The sequence below is a fragment of the Corynebacterium faecale genome, from assembly GCF_030408735.1.
GTDB lineage: Bacteria > Actinomycetota > Actinomycetes > Mycobacteriales > Mycobacteriaceae > Corynebacterium > Corynebacterium faecale.
In genome coordinates this window covers 2,897,385-2,915,955 of record NZ_CP047204.1, presented here as the reverse complement: position 1 = coordinate 2,915,955, position 18,571 = coordinate 2,897,385, and the positions used below count along the sequence as shown (strand labels likewise).

General features: G+C 59.4%; 18 protein-coding genes. 8 read left to right on the top strand and 10 right to left on the bottom strand.

Annotated elements, in window-relative coordinates; genetic code table 11:
• Positions 1–15: 15 nt before the first annotated feature.
• The 5 genes from trpCF to trpL form a co-directional block, all read right to left on the bottom strand.
• Positions 16–1,440: a bifunctional indole-3-glycerol-phosphate synthase TrpC/phosphoribosylanthranilate isomerase TrpF gene (trpCF, locus tag CFAEC_RS13215; protein ID WP_290279940.1), complete on the bottom strand. Its 1,425-nt coding sequence runs from the start codon at positions 1,438–1,440 to the stop codon at positions 16–18.
• Complete coding sequence (gene trpD / locus CFAEC_RS13210; protein WP_290277541.1) at positions 1,427–2,455, bottom strand: anthranilate phosphoribosyltransferase; 1,029 nt, start codon at positions 2,453–2,455, stop codon at positions 1,427–1,429. Before trpD ends, trpCF begins: the two co-directional genes overlap by 14 nt.
• Positions 2,456–2,488: 33 nt before the next feature.
• Positions 2,489–3,127, bottom strand: coding sequence for an anthranilate synthase component II (locus tag CFAEC_RS13205; RefSeq protein ID WP_290277540.1), 639 nt, complete (start codon positions 3,125–3,127; stop codon positions 2,489–2,491).
• Positions 3,127–4,707, bottom strand: a complete 1,581-nt coding sequence (locus CFAEC_RS13200; protein WP_290277537.1) for an anthranilate synthase component 1 — start codon at positions 4,705–4,707, stop codon at positions 3,127–3,129. The genes CFAEC_RS13205 and CFAEC_RS13200 overlap by 1 nt, the downstream gene beginning before the upstream one ends.
• Before the next feature lie 254 nt (positions 4,708–4,961).
• Positions 4,962–5,015, bottom strand: coding sequence for a trp operon leader peptide (gene trpL / locus CFAEC_RS13195; RefSeq protein WP_193763637.1), 54 nt, complete (start codon positions 5,013–5,015; stop codon positions 4,962–4,964).
• 256 nt (positions 5,016–5,271) lie between these two features.
• Between trpL and CFAEC_RS13190 the strand changes: the two genes are divergently transcribed.
• Complete coding sequence (locus CFAEC_RS13190; protein WP_290277535.1) at positions 5,272–5,952, top strand: hypothetical protein; 681 nt, start codon at positions 5,272–5,274, stop codon at positions 5,950–5,952.
• A gap of 85 nt (positions 5,953–6,037) precedes the next feature.
• On the opposite strand, the gene CFAEC_RS13185 is transcribed toward CFAEC_RS13190, so the two are convergent.
• The gene (locus CFAEC_RS13185; protein WP_290277534.1) at positions 6,038–6,601 is read right to left on the bottom strand and encodes an SdpI family protein; all 564 of its coding nucleotides are present in this window, start codon (positions 6,599–6,601) and stop codon (positions 6,038–6,040) included.
• Positions 6,602–6,960: 359 nt separating this feature from the next.
• Between CFAEC_RS13185 and CFAEC_RS13180 the strand changes: the two genes are divergently transcribed.
• Complete coding sequence (locus CFAEC_RS13180) at positions 6,961–8,214, top strand: dicarboxylate/amino acid:cation symporter (protein ID WP_290277531.1); 1,254 nt, start codon at positions 6,961–6,963, stop codon at positions 8,212–8,214.
• A 345-nt stretch (positions 8,215–8,559) separates the two neighbouring features.
• Here CFAEC_RS13180 and CFAEC_RS13175 read toward each other — a convergent pair whose 3' ends face one another.
• Together CFAEC_RS13175 and CFAEC_RS13170 are read right to left on the bottom strand one after the other, a co-directional pair.
• The gene (locus CFAEC_RS13175) at positions 8,560–9,900 is read right to left on the bottom strand and encodes an FAD-dependent monooxygenase (protein ID WP_290277529.1); all 1,341 of its coding nucleotides are present in this window, start codon (positions 9,898–9,900) and stop codon (positions 8,560–8,562) included.
• A 248-nt stretch (positions 9,901–10,148) separates the two neighbouring features.
• Positions 10,149–11,489: an MFS transporter gene (locus CFAEC_RS13170; RefSeq protein WP_290277528.1), complete on the bottom strand. Its 1,341-nt coding sequence runs from the start codon at positions 11,487–11,489 to the stop codon at positions 10,149–10,151.
• Between the two features lie 64 nt (positions 11,490–11,553).
• Here CFAEC_RS13170 and CFAEC_RS13165 point away from each other — a divergent pair, with 64 nt between their 5' ends.
• The 6 genes from CFAEC_RS13165 (at position 11,554) to CFAEC_RS13140 (ending at position 16,192) form a co-directional block, all read left to right on the top strand.
• Complete coding sequence (locus CFAEC_RS13165; RefSeq protein WP_290277525.1) at positions 11,554–12,321, top strand: IclR family transcriptional regulator; 768 nt, start codon at positions 11,554–11,556, stop codon at positions 12,319–12,321.
• Positions 12,322–12,578: 257 nt separating this feature from the next.
• Complete coding sequence (locus tag CFAEC_RS13160) at positions 12,579–13,706, top strand: cupin domain-containing protein (RefSeq protein WP_290277523.1); 1,128 nt, start codon at positions 12,579–12,581, stop codon at positions 13,704–13,706.
• A 7-nt stretch (positions 13,707–13,713) separates the two neighbouring features.
• Complete coding sequence (locus tag CFAEC_RS13155) at positions 13,714–14,553, top strand: fumarylacetoacetate hydrolase family protein (protein ID WP_290277521.1); 840 nt, start codon at positions 13,714–13,716, stop codon at positions 14,551–14,553.
• Positions 14,553–15,287, top strand: coding sequence for a maleylpyruvate isomerase family mycothiol-dependent enzyme (locus tag CFAEC_RS13150; RefSeq protein WP_290277518.1), 735 nt, complete (start codon positions 14,553–14,555; stop codon positions 15,285–15,287). The genes CFAEC_RS13155 and CFAEC_RS13150 overlap by 1 nt, the downstream gene beginning before the upstream one ends.
• Positions 15,288–15,365: 78 nt before the next feature.
• Positions 15,366–15,701: a non-heme iron oxygenase ferredoxin subunit gene (locus tag CFAEC_RS13145; protein WP_290277516.1), complete on the top strand. Its 336-nt coding sequence runs from the start codon at positions 15,366–15,368 to the stop codon at positions 15,699–15,701.
• Between the two features lie 131 nt (positions 15,702–15,832).
• The gene (locus tag CFAEC_RS13140; RefSeq protein WP_290277515.1) at positions 15,833–16,192 is read left to right on the top strand and encodes a HigA family addiction module antitoxin; all 360 of its coding nucleotides are present in this window, start codon (positions 15,833–15,835) and stop codon (positions 16,190–16,192) included.
• A 120-nt stretch (positions 16,193–16,312) separates the two neighbouring features.
• Here CFAEC_RS13140 and CFAEC_RS13135 read toward each other — a convergent pair whose 3' ends face one another.
• Positions 16,313–17,986, bottom strand: a complete 1,674-nt coding sequence (locus CFAEC_RS13135) for a DNA glycosylase AlkZ-like family protein (RefSeq protein ID WP_290277512.1) — start codon at positions 17,984–17,986, stop codon at positions 16,313–16,315.
• Positions 17,987–18,088: 102 nt separating this feature from the next.
• Positions 18,089–18,547 (bottom strand): YbaN family protein, encoded by a 459-nt coding sequence (locus CFAEC_RS13130; protein WP_290277510.1) that lies wholly within the window; start codon positions 18,545–18,547, stop codon positions 18,089–18,091.
• Positions 18,548–18,571: the final 24 nt, after the last annotated feature.

The window sequence follows — 18,571 nt, the reverse complement described above, 5'->3', positions numbered from 1 at the left end:
GTTCCTATTTAACCCTTAGTAGTGGAAGGTGCGGATGGTGGAGAAGATCTTGAGGATCGCGCCGGCGTCCTTGGCGCCCGCCCACTCCCCTGCCCCGGACGGGTACTCAACACCGGAGTTGATGTCCAGACCGCCGCAGCCGACATCCAGGGCAGCGCGGGCATTGTCAGGTGAGATGCCACCGGCCAGGAGAGCAGCAGCGCGGATCCCCTCTGGGATGGTGGTCCAGTCGAAGGACTCACCGCTGCCACCCTGATGGGCATCCAGCACGAGACGGTCAACCTTGTCCGACAGAGCGATGGCGATCTCGGGGCCGCGTTCGGAGGTCATGGAGATGGCGCGCCAGACCTCGATGCCCTCGCCGACTTCTGCACGGACCGCGTCAACCAGAGCTAGTTCCGCCTCCACGGAGTCCTGCAGTGGAGCGTGGATCTGAACGGCGTAGATGCCATCTTGGATCAGTTCCCCGTATCCGGAGGTGCGACGGCTGACCGCTACATAACGCAGACCGGGTTCCGCAGCGATGATCTTGGCCGATGTTTCACGTGAAACATTGCGCGGTGACGCCTCTTCGAAGATGAGTCCGCCATAGAGGGCACCTGCCGCGCGGGCGGTCTGTGCTGCCGTCACGGAGGTCAGTCCGCAGACCTTGTTGGTGCCGTAGACAAGCTCACGGGCGGCGAACTCCACATCCGGCTGACCGGTCAACTGGGAACCCACGAGGAAGCCATGGGAGTGGCCGCCGAGCTGACGGACGGTCTCATTGTCACGCACACCGGACTCAGAGATCAGCACGGCATCCTCAGGGATGAGTTTGGCCAGACGACCTGAGCGGTCCAGATCGATGGACAGGTCATGGAGGTTGCGGTGGTTGACACCGAAGATCTTGGCACCCAGTTTGATGGCACGCTCCACCTCCTCTTCATCGATAACCTCTGTGAGTACATCCAGACCGAAGCGTTCGGCCTCGGCGGAGAGGTCGGCGTAGGTGGCGTCGTCAAGCACTGACAACATCAGCAAAATGGCATCCGCGCCGTAATAGCGGGCCGCATGCACCTGGACCGTGTCGATGACAAAGTCCTTGCACAGCACCGGAAGGTGCGTGGACGCGGCAACCGTGGCCAGGTGGTCATAGTCGCCGTTGAATTTGTCCGGCTCACACAGCACGGAGATGCCACTGGCGAAACGGGAGTAGATGCGCGCGATGTCACCCGGCTGATAGTGCTCGCGGATCATGCCCAATGATGGGGAGGCGGACTTGCACTCCATGATGAAGCGCGCCCCTCCCCTCCCCTGGTTCAGGGAGTCATAGAGTGAACGGGTGGACCTGGGTAGTGAGTCCACATCCACGTGGGCGATGCGGGCGCGGATCTCCTCGAGGTGGCCGCGGCGGCCCTCGACGATGCCCTCTAGAACGGTGGGAAGTTTAGCCACGGTAATCAATCTCCTCATGCTTCTTGAGCCAATCGGCTACGGTTCCATCATTGATCAGTGCCAGTGCATGTTCGGTGCCCTCGCGCAGTGATGACACCTGCGAGTTGAGGTAGAACATTGCGCCGGCGTTCACTGCCACGGCGTTGCGGTGGGCAACCGGACCGGTGCCGTCGAAAATGGCGCGCATGTGGCGGGCATTCTCCTCACCTTCGCCACCAACCAGGTCGGTCAGATCGCAGCGCTGCACACCCAACTCCTCCGGGGTCACCTCATAGGAGATGATCTCACCGCCCTCCTTCAGTTCCCACGCCTGGGTGGTGCCGTGGACCGCGATCTCATCGGTGCCAGCGCCATGCACCACCAGCGCGCGGGTGCGGCCGAGTTCACGGAAGACCTCGGCGAGCATCTGGCCGTGGGCCGGGTTGGCCACACCCATGATCTGGAACTCGGGGCGCACCGGGGACAGCAGCGGACCCAGGACATTGAAGAGGGTGGGCACCTTCAGAGCCTTGCGCACGCGCTGGGCGTGGGCGATCGCCGGGTTGTAGGCCGGGGCGAAGAGGAAGGTGAAGTTGGAGGCCTCGAACCACCGCTGGGCGCGCTCCGGATCCAGATCCAGGGGAATGTTGAGCGCCTCCAGCACATCGGCGGAACCGGACTTGGAGGACACGGAACGGTTGCCGTGCTTGACCACCCTGAGGCCACCGGCGGCGGCAACCAGGGAAGCGCCCGTGGTGATGTTGATGGTGTTGGCTCCGTCGCCACCGGTGCCCGCGGTATCGAGCACGCCCTCCCCCGGGACGGGGAACGGACGGCCGGCATTGAGGAAGGCCTTGGCTGCGCCGGCGATATCGGCGAAGGTCTCCCCGCGGGTGCGGATGGTGGCCAGGAGAGCAGCGATGTGGACATCATCGTATTCACCGATGGTCATCGGGGTGAACACCTCCACGGCCTGCTCCACGGTGGGGTCGGTGTTGTCCAGGTACTTGATCAGTACGGCCAGGGTTGCATCAGAAGTCATGGGGAAAATCCTTAAATTTTTAGTTCCGGGTTTTTAGTTCTGGGTTTTTACGGAAAGCAGCTTGTCCACACACCGGCCGAGGATGATCGGTCCCGTCGGGCTGAGGACCGACTCCGGATGGAACTGCAGCCCGATCGCCATCTCATCCGTGGTCTCCGCAGCCATGACCACATCACCGATCTCAGAGGTGCAGGTGCCCAGGGAGACGATCCCCTTCGGTGGCTCCACACAACCCAGTGAGTGGTAGCGCCCGATGGGCACCAGGCGACCCGGAAGGTCGGGGCGGTCCGGTTCCACGTCGATGGCCAGACCGTTAAAGACATTATGGGTGACTCCGGCGTTGGTCAGCGTCATGTTGTCGGTGGTGCCGTGCACCGGACCGCAGGGCTCCACACGCCCACCGTGGTGCTCGATCAGCGCCTGGAAACCCAGGCAGATCCCCAACAACGGGATGGTGCCGAGCGTGCGATCAATCAGCTCCAGCATGTTGCCGGCATCAGCTGGGTAGCCGGGCCCGGGTGACAGACAGATCAGGTCCGGCTCCGCGGCCAGGACCGTGTCAATGTCCACGGTGTTGCGGAACACGGTGCAGCGGTACCCGGCCACCGCGAAGGCATCGACCAGGTTGTACACGAAGGAATCGTGATTATCGATGAGAACAACGTGGGTCATTATCGGACTACCTCCAGGGTGGAACCAGCGGCAAGCGCGATGGCATTGAGTACGGCGTAGGCCTTGTGCAGGGTCTCATCGGCTTCCGACTGTGGGTTGGAATCACGCACGACGCCGGCGCCGGCCTGCACGGCTGCCACCCCGTCCTGCACAAACGCGGACCGGATGACAATGCAGTTGTCCATGTCCCCGTTGCCCCGCAGGTAACCTACGGCGCCGCCGTAGGAACCACGACGACGCTTTTCGACGCCCCGCAGCAACTCCATCGCCCTCAGCTTCGGCGCACCCGTCAACGTGCCCATGTTCATGCAGGCCCGATAGGCATCGAGCGCATCGAGCTCTGGATCAAGGGTGGCGGTGACCCGGGAAACCAGGTGCATGACGCGGGAATAGCGATCCACCTGGAGCAGATCCGCCACACGACGGGTAGCTGGAACCGAGACGCGCGCCAGATCATTACGGGCCAGATCCACCAGCATGGTGTGCTCCGCAATCTCCTTGGCATCCGTGCGCATATCCAGCTCATTGCGGATATCCAACTCATCATTGATGGAGCCATCGGCATTCATGCCACGGGGGCGGGTGCCGGCGATCGGATACAACTGCAGCTCACGGGTGGAGGCGGTGAACTTCAGATTGGATTCCGGAGAGGCACCGAAGAGTTCATAGGGACGATTATTGTCCAGTCCACGCACATAGAACATGTACGGGCTGGGGTTGGTGGCGCGCAACTGGAGATAGGCGGCGAAGGCATCCGGGCATGGAGCAGAGAAGGACCGCGCCGGCACCACCTGATAGATATCGCCGTTGTGGATGTTCTCCTTCAGGTTGTTCACCTGGGCGCGGAACTCCGCATCCGGGATGTCAGCAACCACACGCAGAGTATCGCCACCATGAGGAGTCACCTTATAAGCATGGTCGGTGGCGGGGAGGGCGGCGTCGATAAGCGCAGCGAGCTTCGCGAGCTCCTCCTCCAGCGCCTCAGCATCGGTGGACACACCGACCAGCTGGGCGGTCTGCTCCTGATGATTGATATCCAGGATGATCTCCGCGACCAGGAACTGATAATCAGGGTAGGTGTTGATCCCCTCCCCCACCTCCGGCAGCACCTCGAAGGTCTCCAGATAGTCGAAGGAAAACCCACCCATCAGAAGAGGCAACGCCGAGTGATCGTACCCGGACTCGAACTGCAGCTTCCGCAAGACCTCGATGGTGCTGATGGAGGTGAGACGCTCGCGCTCATCCACCGCCTCCGAGATCGGGAACTCGAAGGTCGCCGGATTGCCATGCTCCGGGGACAGCGCGGAGATCCGGTAATCACTGAGCTGCTCCGCGAGACGGGCGGATACGATGCGCCCGGACTCAGTCAATGGCTGCACCGCAACCCGCTGGCCACTACAGGTCACCCGTGCCGAACCCTTCAACACAGCCAAAGAGGAGATGCCATTCTTGGTGGTGATATCAGCACTCTCCAGGAGGGCGGCATCATCAGCGGTCGTGCCACCGAGGTGGGCGAACAGACTGGACGCATCCTCGTGATAGCGCACCGTGCGGGAAATAACGTGGGGGGCGGTGCTCATGAGGCACTCACCTGGGTGTGCTTCGAGGTGTGTGTCGGTATCGACATGGGGGCAACAGCCTTTCACTGGAAACGAACTTTAAGAACAACTCAACTAATACTTAGAGCCTGAGTCTTCGTTCGATTCCGGGGGCCTGCCGGTTGTGGGTTTTCAGGAATTTCCCGTGAACCACAAAAGGCCCGCCACTTCGTCGAACGAAGCACACGAGCCTTGAAATCTTCAGTGTGAAAACAACTTGGTGATCCTTGGCCCGCTTATCTAGCGCGCCACCACCACTGGGTGCCCTGGGATTGACAGAAGTTGTTCACAACAGAGAACTTTATCACGGGGTGGGATCTTTGTCTCATTATGGGGGGTAGTAAGTATCCTGCCTTGCTAAATACCGCACTACTGCTAAATATAAAAGCGCAGTATTTCAGCACTGCATCTACCCCTTATACCTTTCGCAGGAGTTTATTGTGCGTTTTTCCGCCCTCCCCCTCGCCATCGGCGCAGCCGCGATCGCCCTCACCGGCCTCGTCACCCCCCACTGCCAACGCAGCTGACGTCACGTTTGAAAATGACATGTGTCAGATTTCCTTCACAGACGGCGAGATCCAGTTCTTCCAGTCCAAGTTTGCGCAAGCCCGGACCACCATGATCAATGACCTCAAGGCTGAAATTCCTGCCGCCACCGCAGAACTCAATGAGCTGCAAAGAATCTATGATGAAGCAAGCATCGAGGATATGGATGTGGAGTTTTACGCCGATAACGAAGTTCTCATCAGGCAGGTCAGCGCAAAGGCCGCAGACGCCGGATTCCGCAGCTTTGATAATGGCTCCGAGATCTCCAATGAAGTAGATGTTGCCCTCCAGTTCCTTCCCCTGTTGGCTCAAATCGAAAATTTGGGTATTGCCTTCTGGGATATCCGGTACAACCATGACACCGACAGCCTCCAGCTGTTCCCCACCTCCGCTCCTACTATCTTCGAGGCCATGGATCTTCCTTTCGTCTTGCGGCAGGTAATGGAGGATGAATCCCCGGGGGCCTCCGCCATGGCTGAGCGTGGCCTCAAGATCCTGAAAGATAGTTTCGTTCCTCTGCAGGACCTTCGCGCACCCCTCACCCCGGTCTTCGAAGCATGTGAAAATGGCATCCCCGGTACTGATATCTGGGGCGACGCAACTGATCAAACCCCGGGGGACATTGCTGACGATAAGACACCAGCAGCGCCCAGCACCGGCAGCTCCTTCGGAAGCAGCTAGCGTCTAGCTTTTAAACGCAGTGATAAAAAATGGCCCCTCGCACTTCAGCGCTGAAGTGCGAGGGGCCAGGTGAATTTCTCAGAGATTATTTCTGTTGGGTCTGTGCCTGGGCTGCCTTGCGCACGGCATCCAGATCGATGGCCGGTGCGTTGAGCGGCGTGGCATTGTTCACAGGGGCATTTGCAGATGCCTGGGATGCTGATTCAGATGGTTCGGACTGTTCAGACGGTGAGCAGCAGCCGCCTTCGCCACCGGAGGAGCAGCAGCCACCCTCAGAGTCGGAGCTTTCCCCTTGAGCCTTGCGCTTCGCATCCACCATGGCCACGGTGTGGGCACCCATGCCGGCACCCATGCCCAGGAAGGTCAGTCCACCGACAACTCCGAGGCCCACGACCAGCCACATCCAGCCGGTTGCGGCAAAGGACATCAGGGCCGCGATTGCCCAGGCCACGCCGGACAGTACCCATAGGGGGCCGGCGACACGGTGAGCCATGTCCCACAGTTCCTGGGACTTTCGGACCTCTGGAACACGGATGCCGATCACCGGGTTTCCGGGGAGCTTCGCGGTCCAAGCGAGAGCACCAGCCACGATGAGAAGGACTGCGAGAATGCCAAAGAGGCTACCAAGAATAATGCCAATCACCGTCATATCAACCACTCTATCGCCTGGTGTATTCCTTTCCGTAATCCCAGATGGGGGCAGTTTCGCTTCCGGGTGGGTGCGTGGCGGTCACGCGCCCCACCAGTACAAACATCCTGTTGCTCAGATAGGTAAGACCAGATGAGTGCAGTAATCTGATTCCTATCGCAGTTGGGTGGTGGGGCTACCACAAAACATGATTGCCTCTCAGCATTCTCACGGAGCCAACCTGATCCAGCGCGTGCACAACAACCTTTTCAAGACTTCTAGAACTGATCACCGCACACCACCACCTCCCCACCCCGAGGTGCCTGGATGCAGCCTGGTGGATCCTTCACAGAGGCCCCTTATAACACGTAGGAACGACCATGGACATCAAGAGTTTGAGCTCATCGCTGCTGTTCCGGGTGGTCATCGCGATCATCCTCGGAATCATCTGCAGCCTCTTCTTCCCGGTGTGGCTCGCCCAGATCTTCACCACCTTCAACGGCTTGTTCGGAAACTTCCTGAACTTCTTCATCCCGGTGTTGATCTTCGCCCTCATCGCCCCAGCCATTGCAGGTCTCGGCCGCGGCGCAGGCAAATGGCTGGGCATCGTGGCCGGCATCGCCTATGCCTCCACCATCCTGTCCGGTCTGCTCGCCTATGGAGTAGCCAGGGCCCTGTACCCATGGATGCTCGCTGATCACGCGAACATCAGCGAGATCGACCTGAATGCGGACGCATTGGTCCCCTACTTCGATATCGAGATGCCACCCCCCTTTGAGGTCATGACCGCACTGCTGCTGGCGTTCTGCCTCGGCATGGCTATGACCGTGGTCAAGTCCAACAACCTGTACAACGTCACCCGTGAACTTGAGCGCGTTGTAATGAAGGTGATCACCTCATTTGTCATCCCACTGCTTCCGGTCTTCATCTTCGGCATCTTCCTCGGCCTGGGCATGAACGGCGGTCTCATGGAGATCATGTCCGCATTCGGCAAGGTGCTCATCCTCGCAGTCATCGGCACTTGGTTGTTCCTGGCCATCCAGTTCATCACCGCAGGTGTCATTGCCAAGCGCAACCCGTGGACCATGTTCAAGCACATGCTGCCTGCCTACTTCACCGCATTGGGCACATCCTCCTCAGCTGCGACCATCCCGGTCACCTACCAGCAGACCCTGAAAAATGGTGTGGATGTCAACGTCGCCGGCTTCGTGGTGCCACTGTGCGCCACCATCCACCTTGCTGGCTCCATGATGAAGATCAGCCTCTTTGCCTTCGCCGTTGTTTACATCTACAACATCGAGGTCAGCATCGGGCTGGCACTCGGCTTCCTGCTCATGCTCGGCATCACGATGATCGCCGCTCCGGGTGTCCCTGGTGGTGCCATCATGGCCGCCACCGGCATGCTTGCCTCCATGCTGGGCTTCGACACCGAACAGGTCGCCCTCATGATCGCCGCCTACATCGCCATCGACTCCTTCGGCACCGCAGCCAATGTCACCGGTGATGGCGCCATCGCAGTCATCGTGAACAAGCTCTCCAAGGGCAGGATCTCAGAGACCCACGAGGAAGATCTCCCCGAAGAGGATCGCGTCGAGTTCGGTATCACCCCATCCGATATCGAGCACAAGCGTTAGATTTCCTCATCTGATTGTTTCTCCATAGCGCACCTCTCGGGGTGCGCTTTTTCATGCCTATGGAAGCGTTGCCGGGGTGTTGGATCCCCAACCACGACATCGCAACACAGACATCGGTCGCTTTTGGCCTGGTTTCAGCGTGATGTCTGCGTTGCGATGTCGGTCTTGGGATGTCTGCGTTGCGATGTCGTAGTTAACAGGCCCGCGCGCCACCGCCGCCCCTCCCCTGCCCCAGCACTCCCCTGCCCCAGCGTGGTACCCAGCGCAGTACTCAACGCAGAACCCAGGAACAGAAATGGCCACCCCGCGCGTGATGCGTGGGGTGGCCGTAACCGTGAGTGAGCGTTAGTTTGCGATGTTCTGCTCTTCGAGGAGGGCGTAACGCCACTCCTGGATCTCAGCTGGGAGATCGCCCTTGGAAGGATCCTTCAGGTACTCGCGCTTGGAGGCGTCGTAACCCCAGAGCCAATCGGCGTACTGGAACCAACCGGTGCGGTCAGCCTGACGGAAGAGCTCGTTACGGATCAGACGGGCGGTGCCGTCGAGGTGCCACAGCTCGCCCCAGAAACGACCGGTGGTCTGGATGCGGGCACAGCGTGGTGCACGCTCAGCGGATACCTCTGCGAAGACCTCTTCCCAATCCAGGTTGCCGGCATCAGCAGCCTCAGAAGCGAAGATGGCGATGGCCTCAGCATCCTCCATGGCCATGACGGCACCGGAAGCGAGGTACTGCAGTGGTGGGTGTGCGGCGTCGCCAACGAGGAGCATGCGGCCGTGGTTCCACTTGAGAACTGGCTCGCGGTCGGACATCTGCCACCAGTTGTTGGTCCAGAGGGTGTCCAGACGGTCCTGGATGAAGTCGGAGCAGTGGGTGTACGCCTGCTTGAGCTCCTCTGGGTTACCCCAGTCCTCAGGGACGTTTCCGGCTTCGCGGCCTTCGAGGTAGCGCTTTGATTCGAAGACAGCCACCTGGTTGAGCAGCTCGCCACCGCGGAGTGGGTACTGGATGAAGTGGACGTTTGGTCCGATGTAACCGATGACGGACTTGAGGTCCTTCATGGCTTCATCTTCCTGCAGCTTGGAGGTGCCGCGGTAAGCAACGTAGGCGGAAGGAACCGGCTCATCCTCAACGAGCAGCTTGCGCTGGCGGGAGTGGATGCCGTCGAATGCCAGGAATGCGTCAGCTTCGAAAGTGGCTGGGCCTTCCTTGTCGGTCCACTCCAGGTCGACCTCGATGCCGTTTTCAGTGCGGCGTGATTCACCGACGGTGGCACCGTTATGCAGGTCTGCACCAGCTTCGATGGCAGCCTCAACCAGGATGGACAGGAGATCAGAGCGGTGGATGACCAGGTAACGCCCACCGTAGTGCTTCTGGAACTCCTCATCGAATTCCAGAGTCAGGATGGTTTCGCGGCTGATGGCGTCGCGGAACTGCATATCATCCGGGAGGTAACCGGCTGCGATGATGCGGTCGATGACACCCCAGCCCTCAAGCATGCGCCAGCCGTGAGGACCGATCTGCAGACCTGCACCCACCTCCTTGAACTCAGGAGCGCGCTCGAACAGGGTGACATCAGCGCCACGCAGGGAGAGAGCCAGTGCGCCAGCTGCACCACCGATGCCGCCACCGGCGATAACGATGGATTGACCCTTCAGCTCATCGGTCTTGGTGAGAGTGGAAACCATGATTGAAACTTCCTATCTGATTACTGGATGATTGTGTTGTGCCAAACCGGAGGAGGTGACTTCCGGCCTTCTGGGACTCTGCTCCCCGGGGCGCTTGGTGTATCTCAGCCCCAGGATATGGTTTGTGTTGTTTAAGGGGCCTGTGGGATGGCCCCTTGGGGTGTAGCTGCAGTTTTATGGAGCTTGCCCTTAGAACCGGACCCCAAAAGGCCACCCCAAAAGGCTGCCCCATAAGGCCACCTTGGGGATCAGCCCTGGACGACAACCCTGTGCCGGAGGCCGAAGGCTTTCTGCAGACGGAGCAGAATCACCAGCGACAGGGCTGAGAAGACTGCTGCTCCGGCGAACAGAACGAAGTTGGAGTTGACGCCGAGGTTCCATGCCAGCAGGAGGCCTGCCAGCTGTGGAGCAGCCACCGCACCGATGCGACCGACACCCAGCGCCCAACCCAGGGCGGTTCCGCGGAGGTTGCTTGGGTAGAAGTTGGCCACAGCGGCGATGATGAGGATCTGGGTGCCGTGGGTACCCACACCTGCGAGGATGAGGATGATGTACACGGCCCAGACCGGTGGGTAGAGCAGGAGCATGAACAAGGCGATGCCGGCGATGGCTGCTGCGATTGCGCCGGAACGGATTGGTCCGAAGCGGTCGCCGGCCCAGGCCGTGACTACGGAGCCGATGATCGCACCGAGGTTCAGTGCGAGGGTGAACATCAGGGCGTGGCCGAAGTTGTAGCCGGCCTGCTCCATGAGGCGTGGCAGCCAGGTTCCCAGGCCGTACCATGCCAGAAGTGTGAAGAAGGTGGCCAGGGCGAACCAGATGGACACCCAGCGGTAGCGGGAGGCCAGGAGATCCTTGAAGCCTGCTGCTTCGTCTTCGCCTTCACGTGCGACGTGGTCGTCGTGGATCTCCTTGTCGGAGGGGATGACCTTCAGCGCCAGTGGGAGGCCGAACACGAGTGGGATGAGGGCCAGCAGGAACATGATGCGCCAGCCCCATTCTTCGGAGGAGGTGACGATCGGGCCGGCGAGGAGAGCTGCGATGGAACCGCCGAGGGGCACGCCTGACATCATGACGGTTGCCCAGGCGGACATCGTGTGGCGTGGAACCAGGTCGGAGACCATGGCATTGACGGATGGGACCAGGCCACCGAGGCCAAGTCCTGCGATCAGGCGGAACGCGCCGAAGACCCAGGGGTTGGGTGCGAAGGCGCAGAGGAGGGTGAACACTGACAAAATGACCACAGAGCCGATGACTGCCGCCTTGCGGCCGACGCGGTCTGAGAGTCGCCCGATGAAGACGGCGCCGATGGCCATTCCGAAGAAGGCCATGGAGCCGATGGTGCCGAGTTGTGCGGGGCCCAGGCCCCACTCGTTGGCGAGTGCGGTTTGAACGGTGCCGTAGACGATCAGGTCGTAGCCATCGAAGACGACGAAGAACCAGCCCAGTAGAACCGCTGCGAGACGCCGTCCACCGATGCCGAGGATCGTGAAGGAGTGCTGCTTGGTGTCGAGGGCTGTCGTGCCGACCCGAGTCGACCCGGGAGCGCTGTTATTTGCGTCTCCGCCCTCTGATGCGTGTGATGTCATAGAAATATGTTCGAGGTGAGCTAAGTTACAATCAAAATGATTCCCCTATGTGGAAAGAAGGACAATGAGAAACATCGCCCCCACCCACGGCCTACCCCCGAAGTCTTTTCTGGGCTCCGTGGACACTGCTCTGCAGCTGATCCTCCTGCTCCGGGATTCAGGCGCCCTGACCATCTCTGGAGCGGCGGAAGAGCTGGGGGTGGGTTTATCCACCGTCCATAGATCCATGGCCATGCTCGTCTATCGTGGGTTCGCGGTCCGTAGTGAATCACGGCTCTATCTGCCTGGCCCTGCCCTGGCAACTTCGGCTCTCCAGCCTGGTCTGGGGTCTGATCTGACCCGCATGTGCCGTCACCATATGGAGGCGATGGCCGCGGAGACGGGTGAAACTTGTCACCTCATCATCCTCCAGGGGCCCAACTGCCACTTCATTCACACTGTGGAGGGCACAAATCCCGTGCGTGTGGGAAACCGTCGTGGTCAGGTGATGCCGGCTATGCAGAACTCCGGCGGTCTGGTCATGTTGGCGGAACTCTCCCCCGGCGAGCTCAGGGCTCTCTATTCGAATCTCAGTGATGAGGAGTTCGAGAACCTTCGGAAGCGCCTGCGTCGGACACGTGACCGGGGGCATGGGACCAACTTCGGGTTCTTCGAACAGGACGTGAGCGCCGTCGCAGAATGCCTGCTCAATGATGTGGGCGACGTTCTGGGTGCATTGTCGTTGGCGGTACCTTCCCAACGCTTCCGTGAGGCCTACCCCCGCTGTGTGGATTCCCTCACCCGCCATATGCGGGATTTGAACCGCACACTGGCCACGTATCGGGTTCCCTAAAGGTCATTCAAGGGGTGGAATATCCAATTTTTCCACCCCCGCCGACCAGCGTTTCCACATGGCGGAAACTCTTTGAGTCACGATTGATATGTCAATATGTTCGAGTTCACAAACAGTGAGAAGACTTAACTGTTCGCCACAACTGTTAAACGGTCACGTTTCCCTCATTAAAGCGGGTCAGCCCCATGTTTCCGGGGTTCCATATGGGCCGCACGAGTGGCAACGACACCGACACCATAAACGAGGAGGAATCCAAGATGGGTGCCCCAAAGAACACCGACTACTCAACCGAACATGTCCAGATGGAAGTTCCGCCAGCCACTCCTGAGGAGCAGGCAGAGCTCGATGCCATGTACCAGCGCATGGATGAGATCCACCTGAAGCCACTGTGGACCCAGATCGGTGGCCTCATGCCGAACCATCCGGAGCCACGTGCAGTTGCGCACAAGTGGGATTGGGCAGAGCTGCTGAAGCTCGCCCAGCGTTCCGGTGAGCTTGTTCCCGTCGGCCGTGGCGGCGAGCGCCGTGCCATCGGCCTGGCCAACCCGGGACTGGACGGCAACACCTACATCTCCCCCACCCTCTGGGCTGCCATCCAGTACCTGGCGCCGGGTGAGAATGCTCCTGAGCACCGCCACTCCCAGAATGCCTTCCGCTTCGTCATTGAGGGCGAAGGCGTCTGGACCGTGGTTAACGGTGACCCAGTGCCAATGCGTCGTGGAGACTTCCTCCTGACCCCAGGCTGGAACTACCACGGCCACCACAACATCGCGACCGAGCCAATGGCTTGGCTCGATGGCCTGGACATCCCGTTCGCGTACCAGATGGACACCGGCTTCTTCGAGTACGGCACCGAGAAGCTCACCGATGAGTCCACTCCTGACCTGTCCCGCTCTGAGCGTCTCTGGGCTCACCCGGGTCTGCGCCCAGTGGCGTTCCCAGGTAAGACCTCTTCCTCCACCATTGGTCGTTACGCATGGGAGCACACTGACGCAGCGCTCAAGGATCAGCTCGCACTTGAAGAAGCTGGCCACCCAGGTACCGTGGCACCGGGGCACGCAGCCATCCGCTACACCAACCCCACCACCGGCGGTGACGTGATGTCCACCATCCGTGCAGAGTTCCACCGTCTGCGTCCGGGTGCCAAGACCACCCCGATCCACGAGGTCGGCAACCGCTGCTTCCAGGTATTCGAGGGATCTGCCACAATCAATGTTGGCGACAAGACCTTCGAAGCCAAGCACGGCGACATCGTGAATGTTCCGTCCTGGCAGAAGTGGAGCATCGAGTCCTCTGAAGAGGGTACCGATCTGTTCTGCTTCTCCGATGCACCAATCTTCGAGGCTCTGAACCTCGCACGTACTTTTACTCCGGAAGGAATCTAGAACCAATATGCGTCTAGCAACTATTCGTACCAACGGCTCCACCATCACGGCTCGCGTCGAGTCCGAGACCACAGCTACCCCGATTGAGGGCTTCGCCAACGTCGGCGAGCTGCTTCAGGAGAGCAACTGGCGTGAACTCGCTGAGAACGCCTCCGGCGAGGTGGTCACCTTTGACAAGAAGGATCTGGACGCCGTTGTCCCGGCTCCGAAGAAGATCGTCTGCGTTGGCCTGAACTACGCCAACCACATCAAGGAGATGGGCCGCCCACTGCCTAATGACCCAACCCTCTTTGTGAAGTACCCGGATGCTCTCGTCGGCCCCTACGATGATGTTGTTGTCCCGGAGTGGGCCAATAAGGCCATCGACTGGGAAGGTGAGCTGGCGGTTGTCATCTCCAAGCGCGCACGTCGCGTCAAGGAGGCTGACGCCAAGGAGTACATCGCAGGCTACGCAATCATGAACGACTACACTATGCGTGACTTCCAGTACCGCGTCCCAGCTGCCGCTCCACAGTGGCACCAGGGTAAGTCCTTTGAAAAGTCCGCCGGTTTCGGCCCCTGGATGACCACCCCTGATTCCTTCGAGTTCGGTGGCGAGCTTGCCACCTACCTCGAGGGTGAGAAGATGCAGTCCACCCCGACCAATGACCTGGTCTTCAGCCCCGAGAAGCTCATTGAGTACATCACCCACATCTATCCACTGGATGCCGGCGATGTCATCATCACCGGTACCCCGGGCGGCGTGGGCCACGCACGTGACCCAAAGCGCTACGTCGCTGACGGCGAGACCCTCAAGGTTGAGATCGATGGCCTCGGCTACATCGAGAACAAGACGGTGTTCGAGTAATGAGCACTTTCCACGATCTCCCGCTTTCTGAGCGGCTGACCTTGGCAAGGCTGGGCACGTCCCACTACTCTCGTCAGCTGTCCCTGATTGACAACGCTGACTTTGATGAGGCGACCAACCTTGCTGGTTGGACCCGTTCCCACATCATCGCTCACGTGGCCTATAACGCGATCGCACTGTGCAACCTCATGCACTGGGCGAACACCGGCGAAAAAACCCCGATGTACTCCTCCCCCGAGGCGCGCAACGCGGAAATCGCCTACGGTGCCACGCTGAATCCGGATGCCCTGCGCAACCTCCACGAGCACTCCGTTGCCCGCCTGGATGTTGACTGGCGCGAGTCCTCGGATGAAGCATGGGGCAATGAGGTTCTCACCGCCCAGGGTCGTACGGTCCCGGGCAGCGAGATTCTCTGGATGCGTTCCCGTGAGGTCTGGATCCATGCGGTTGACCTTGGTGCGGTCGCCGGCTTCGGCGACATCCCGGCGGTCATCCTCAAGACCCTCGCTGCAGAAATCACCGCCAAGTGGGCCGGTCTCGGCCACGGCGAAGGCCTGGTGCTTATCGACGCAGCCACCGGTGACCGCTACTCAGCCGCTCCTGCTGCTGGCGGTGGTTCCGAGGTTGAGGTCTCCGGCAGCCTTGCCGGCATCGTCCGCTACGCGGCCGGCCGCGGCGCTGAAGGTGTCACCTCCTCCACCGGTGAGGTTCCTGAACCTCCCCGCTGGCTCTAAGCCACACCCACGATGCTGGCCCCCTCTGATTTCTCGGAGGGGGCCAGTTCGTCTCCCCTCCCACGAAGGAACTCACTCATGATCGAAATCTGCCACGTTGATGAATTTCCCGACGGGAGCAGACGTCTCGTCACAGTGATGGAATCAGGTCACGACCGGGACATCGCTATCTTCCGCGAGGGCGGGCACTTCTACGCCATCGATGATGCCTGCACCCACGTCGGTGCCAGTCATCTGAAGAGTATGGTGAAAGACGGCGTGCTGGAGTGCTGGCTCCATAAGGGGCAGTTCTGTCTGAGTTCTGGGGAACCCCTCCGGTATCCGGCCCGGAAAGCTGCGCAGGTGTACACGGTCCATGTGGAGGAAGAGATGATTCTCCTCGATATCAATGCGCACACCCGCCCCGCGTCATAGCTATACCTTCCAGGAATATCCATAACGCGCTGCGTCATCATGCTGCTAACGGGGATGAAATCCCAAACCTGGCCCGTGCCCACTCCGTGCCCGTAGAATGAAGAGTGGTTTGCGGAAGGATGTGACGCATCATGGTTGCCAAGAACAGTTCGGCGGGAAAATCCGACGAGAGTCCGGTCATGCCCGGCCAGATACTTCTTGAGGAGTTCATGGAGCCCCTGGGGTTATCTCAAAATGGTTTGGCGCGCGCGATCGATGTCCCTCCGCGCAGGATCAACGAGATCGTTCATGGCAAGCGCGCCATCACCGCCGATACCGCCTTGCGCCTGGCTGCCTACCTTGGCCCTGATCCTCAATTCTGGTTGAGTCTACAGCTGCATTATGACCTCTCGGTCACCTACCTCGAGAACAGCGGTACTTTCGAGGCGATCCAACCCCATGGAGACCGGTCAGTGCGAGTCCGTCTGAATCCTCTCGAAGAACATGCGTAGCGCCTCTGCCGCGGTCCCTTAAGCCCCCGCCCCAACGCCCCGTTGATCTAATGATTCAATCATGAGAACTGAAGGTGCACTTTGATTGAATCAATTCAATCATTGATTGAATGCAGAGCATCAGGGAAGCACATAATGGGTGTTCCTGGTTTGTCCTTTCTTGACGATCTCCCCGCGTTCGTAGAGTGATCGCAGGATCCGGTACGCCGCCTGTCCGGTCAGTCCGCATGTTTCCGCAGCTTGTGCACGGGTGATGCTTCCGTATTCGCCCAGGTAGGCCAGGATTAACTGTTCTGCCCGCACATCGTTCATTACTTGTGAGCGGATGAAGTCGGGGCGTCGCCCAACGATGTCGTAGAAACCGCTTCCCAATCTGAACTCCCTGGATCCGCCTCGACCAATAACATCGATCAAAGACGCATCTGCAAGGTGATTGAGGGTACGCCGTATGCGTATGGGAGTGCCATTGAGAAGGTTGGCGATCTCATCGAGTGTTAAGCGTCCCTCGGTATGGATAAGGTGAAGTAGTCGCAATTCAAGCACTTCCAGTTCACTCTTCTTGCTCTGCCAGGTAGTAACGAACCGGGCGAATTCCAAGTTGGACCCGCTGACAGGTACCTCTACCGAAACTGTTTCATCAGTGGTTGCTGAGTAATCGGGGGCAGCCCGACCAGCAGAGAGCAGGATACGATACATCACCTGGATGCCTCGACCAGCACGATCGACAAGCCCTGCGCGTTTGAATGCATCGGCCAGGGCTGGACTTCGGGGTGTGGACGCGCTGAGCAAAGTGTCTAAGGTAACTCCACGGGGCAGCCCCCCTGGGCTGGTGACATTCAGATTATGGAGGTCAAGGACGATTCTTACGGCACCGAGTGCTGTGTAATCCCGGTGCACCAGCGCATTGGCAACCGCTTCACGGGTCACCCGTTCGGGTAGGTTCGGCACTGCGATTCTTAGAAGTCCAGAGTTTATCTCTTCCTCTGTGCGATAGATGTCCAGCCGCTCTGCCACTTCTTTCATGGCACTCAGCAAGGGTGATCTGATCTGCTTATTCACCTTGATTTCAGAACCGTCCATCACCTGCAGGATGATCTCATGGTTGGGTACCCATCGTTCTATGCTTCTGCGTGTGCCAAAGAGAAGGATCGCTCCATTTTTAACTGGGTCGGGGTCATCGTTGAAAAAGCCCAGGGCTCTCGCAATCTCTTCATCACTGAGCTGGGCTAGAACATCATCCCCACCTTGTTGTCGCACCATGCGCCGAAAGAGTTCGAACTCATCAGGGGCGAGGTCGTCAAAGGATGCGCCGAGCGCCTCGAGTTTTGCCCAGTCACGCGCGTTCACGGAGTTGTATCTACTAAAAAGGTAGCTCGGATCCATTGCTACGCATTCGGGCTTGCCGTCGATTCTCAACGCTCGCCTCTGGTAGACCCCTTTTGAGGTAGCCACTGGTGAGTCAGCCTTGGGGACGGAGATACACAGTATTTCCTTGCTCTCCAGCGTGTGTACTTCTGCTGTTGTGGGCAGTGCTGGAATGGTCTGGTGCGCTATGAGTGCTTCTATTCTGCGAGGGTCTGTTGAACCTGATTTTGGGTGGAAAGAGGCGCATCCGGTGATAGCGCCGTCATCTTCAACTCCGACTATGAGCAACCCGCCTTCGCCGTTAGCTAGGCAGGCTGCATTCTTGACCAGATCCGTATCGTTGAGATCCTGTGAACTCCGTCGTCGTTTGAACTCGACATCTATTTTCTCCCCGCGTGAGATGATCTCACGGAGCTCTTTGGTATCCATAAGCTGCAGTTTAACCCCGTTGATCTAATGATTCAATCATGAGAAATGAAGGTGCAGTTTGATTGAATCAATTCAATCATTGAGTGAATGTCACCGTGATTCTCATGCCCTGTGGTCTGCCGGCGAAGGTGTCACCAGGCTCACCTCGCCCTCCACGCCCTCTATGCCCTCCACGAGCCCCTCATCTTCCATGACAGGGCTGGCCTCCGGCCTGGGTTGCAGGCGGATGATGTGGATGCTCACCAGGAGGGCGATGGTCGGCAGAATGATCCAGGGAATCAGCGCGCCGATCAGAATGCAGGACACCGTGATGCCGAACCAGAGTGTTGCCAGGGTGCGTGCTTTGTGGCGTGGGGTCATCGCGTGGTTGTAGTAGTTGGAGATGTACTCCCCGAACACCGGATGGTTCACCAGGTATCGGTGGAGTCGGTTGGAGCTGCGCGCGAAGCAGAAGGCTGCCAGCAGCATGAATGGTGTGGTCGGCAGAATCGGCAGGAAGATACCCACTGCGCCGAGGGCGAGACTGATCAGTCCGATTGCTGCGAACAGGGGTTTCCACATAATTTCATATTGTACGGCTTTATC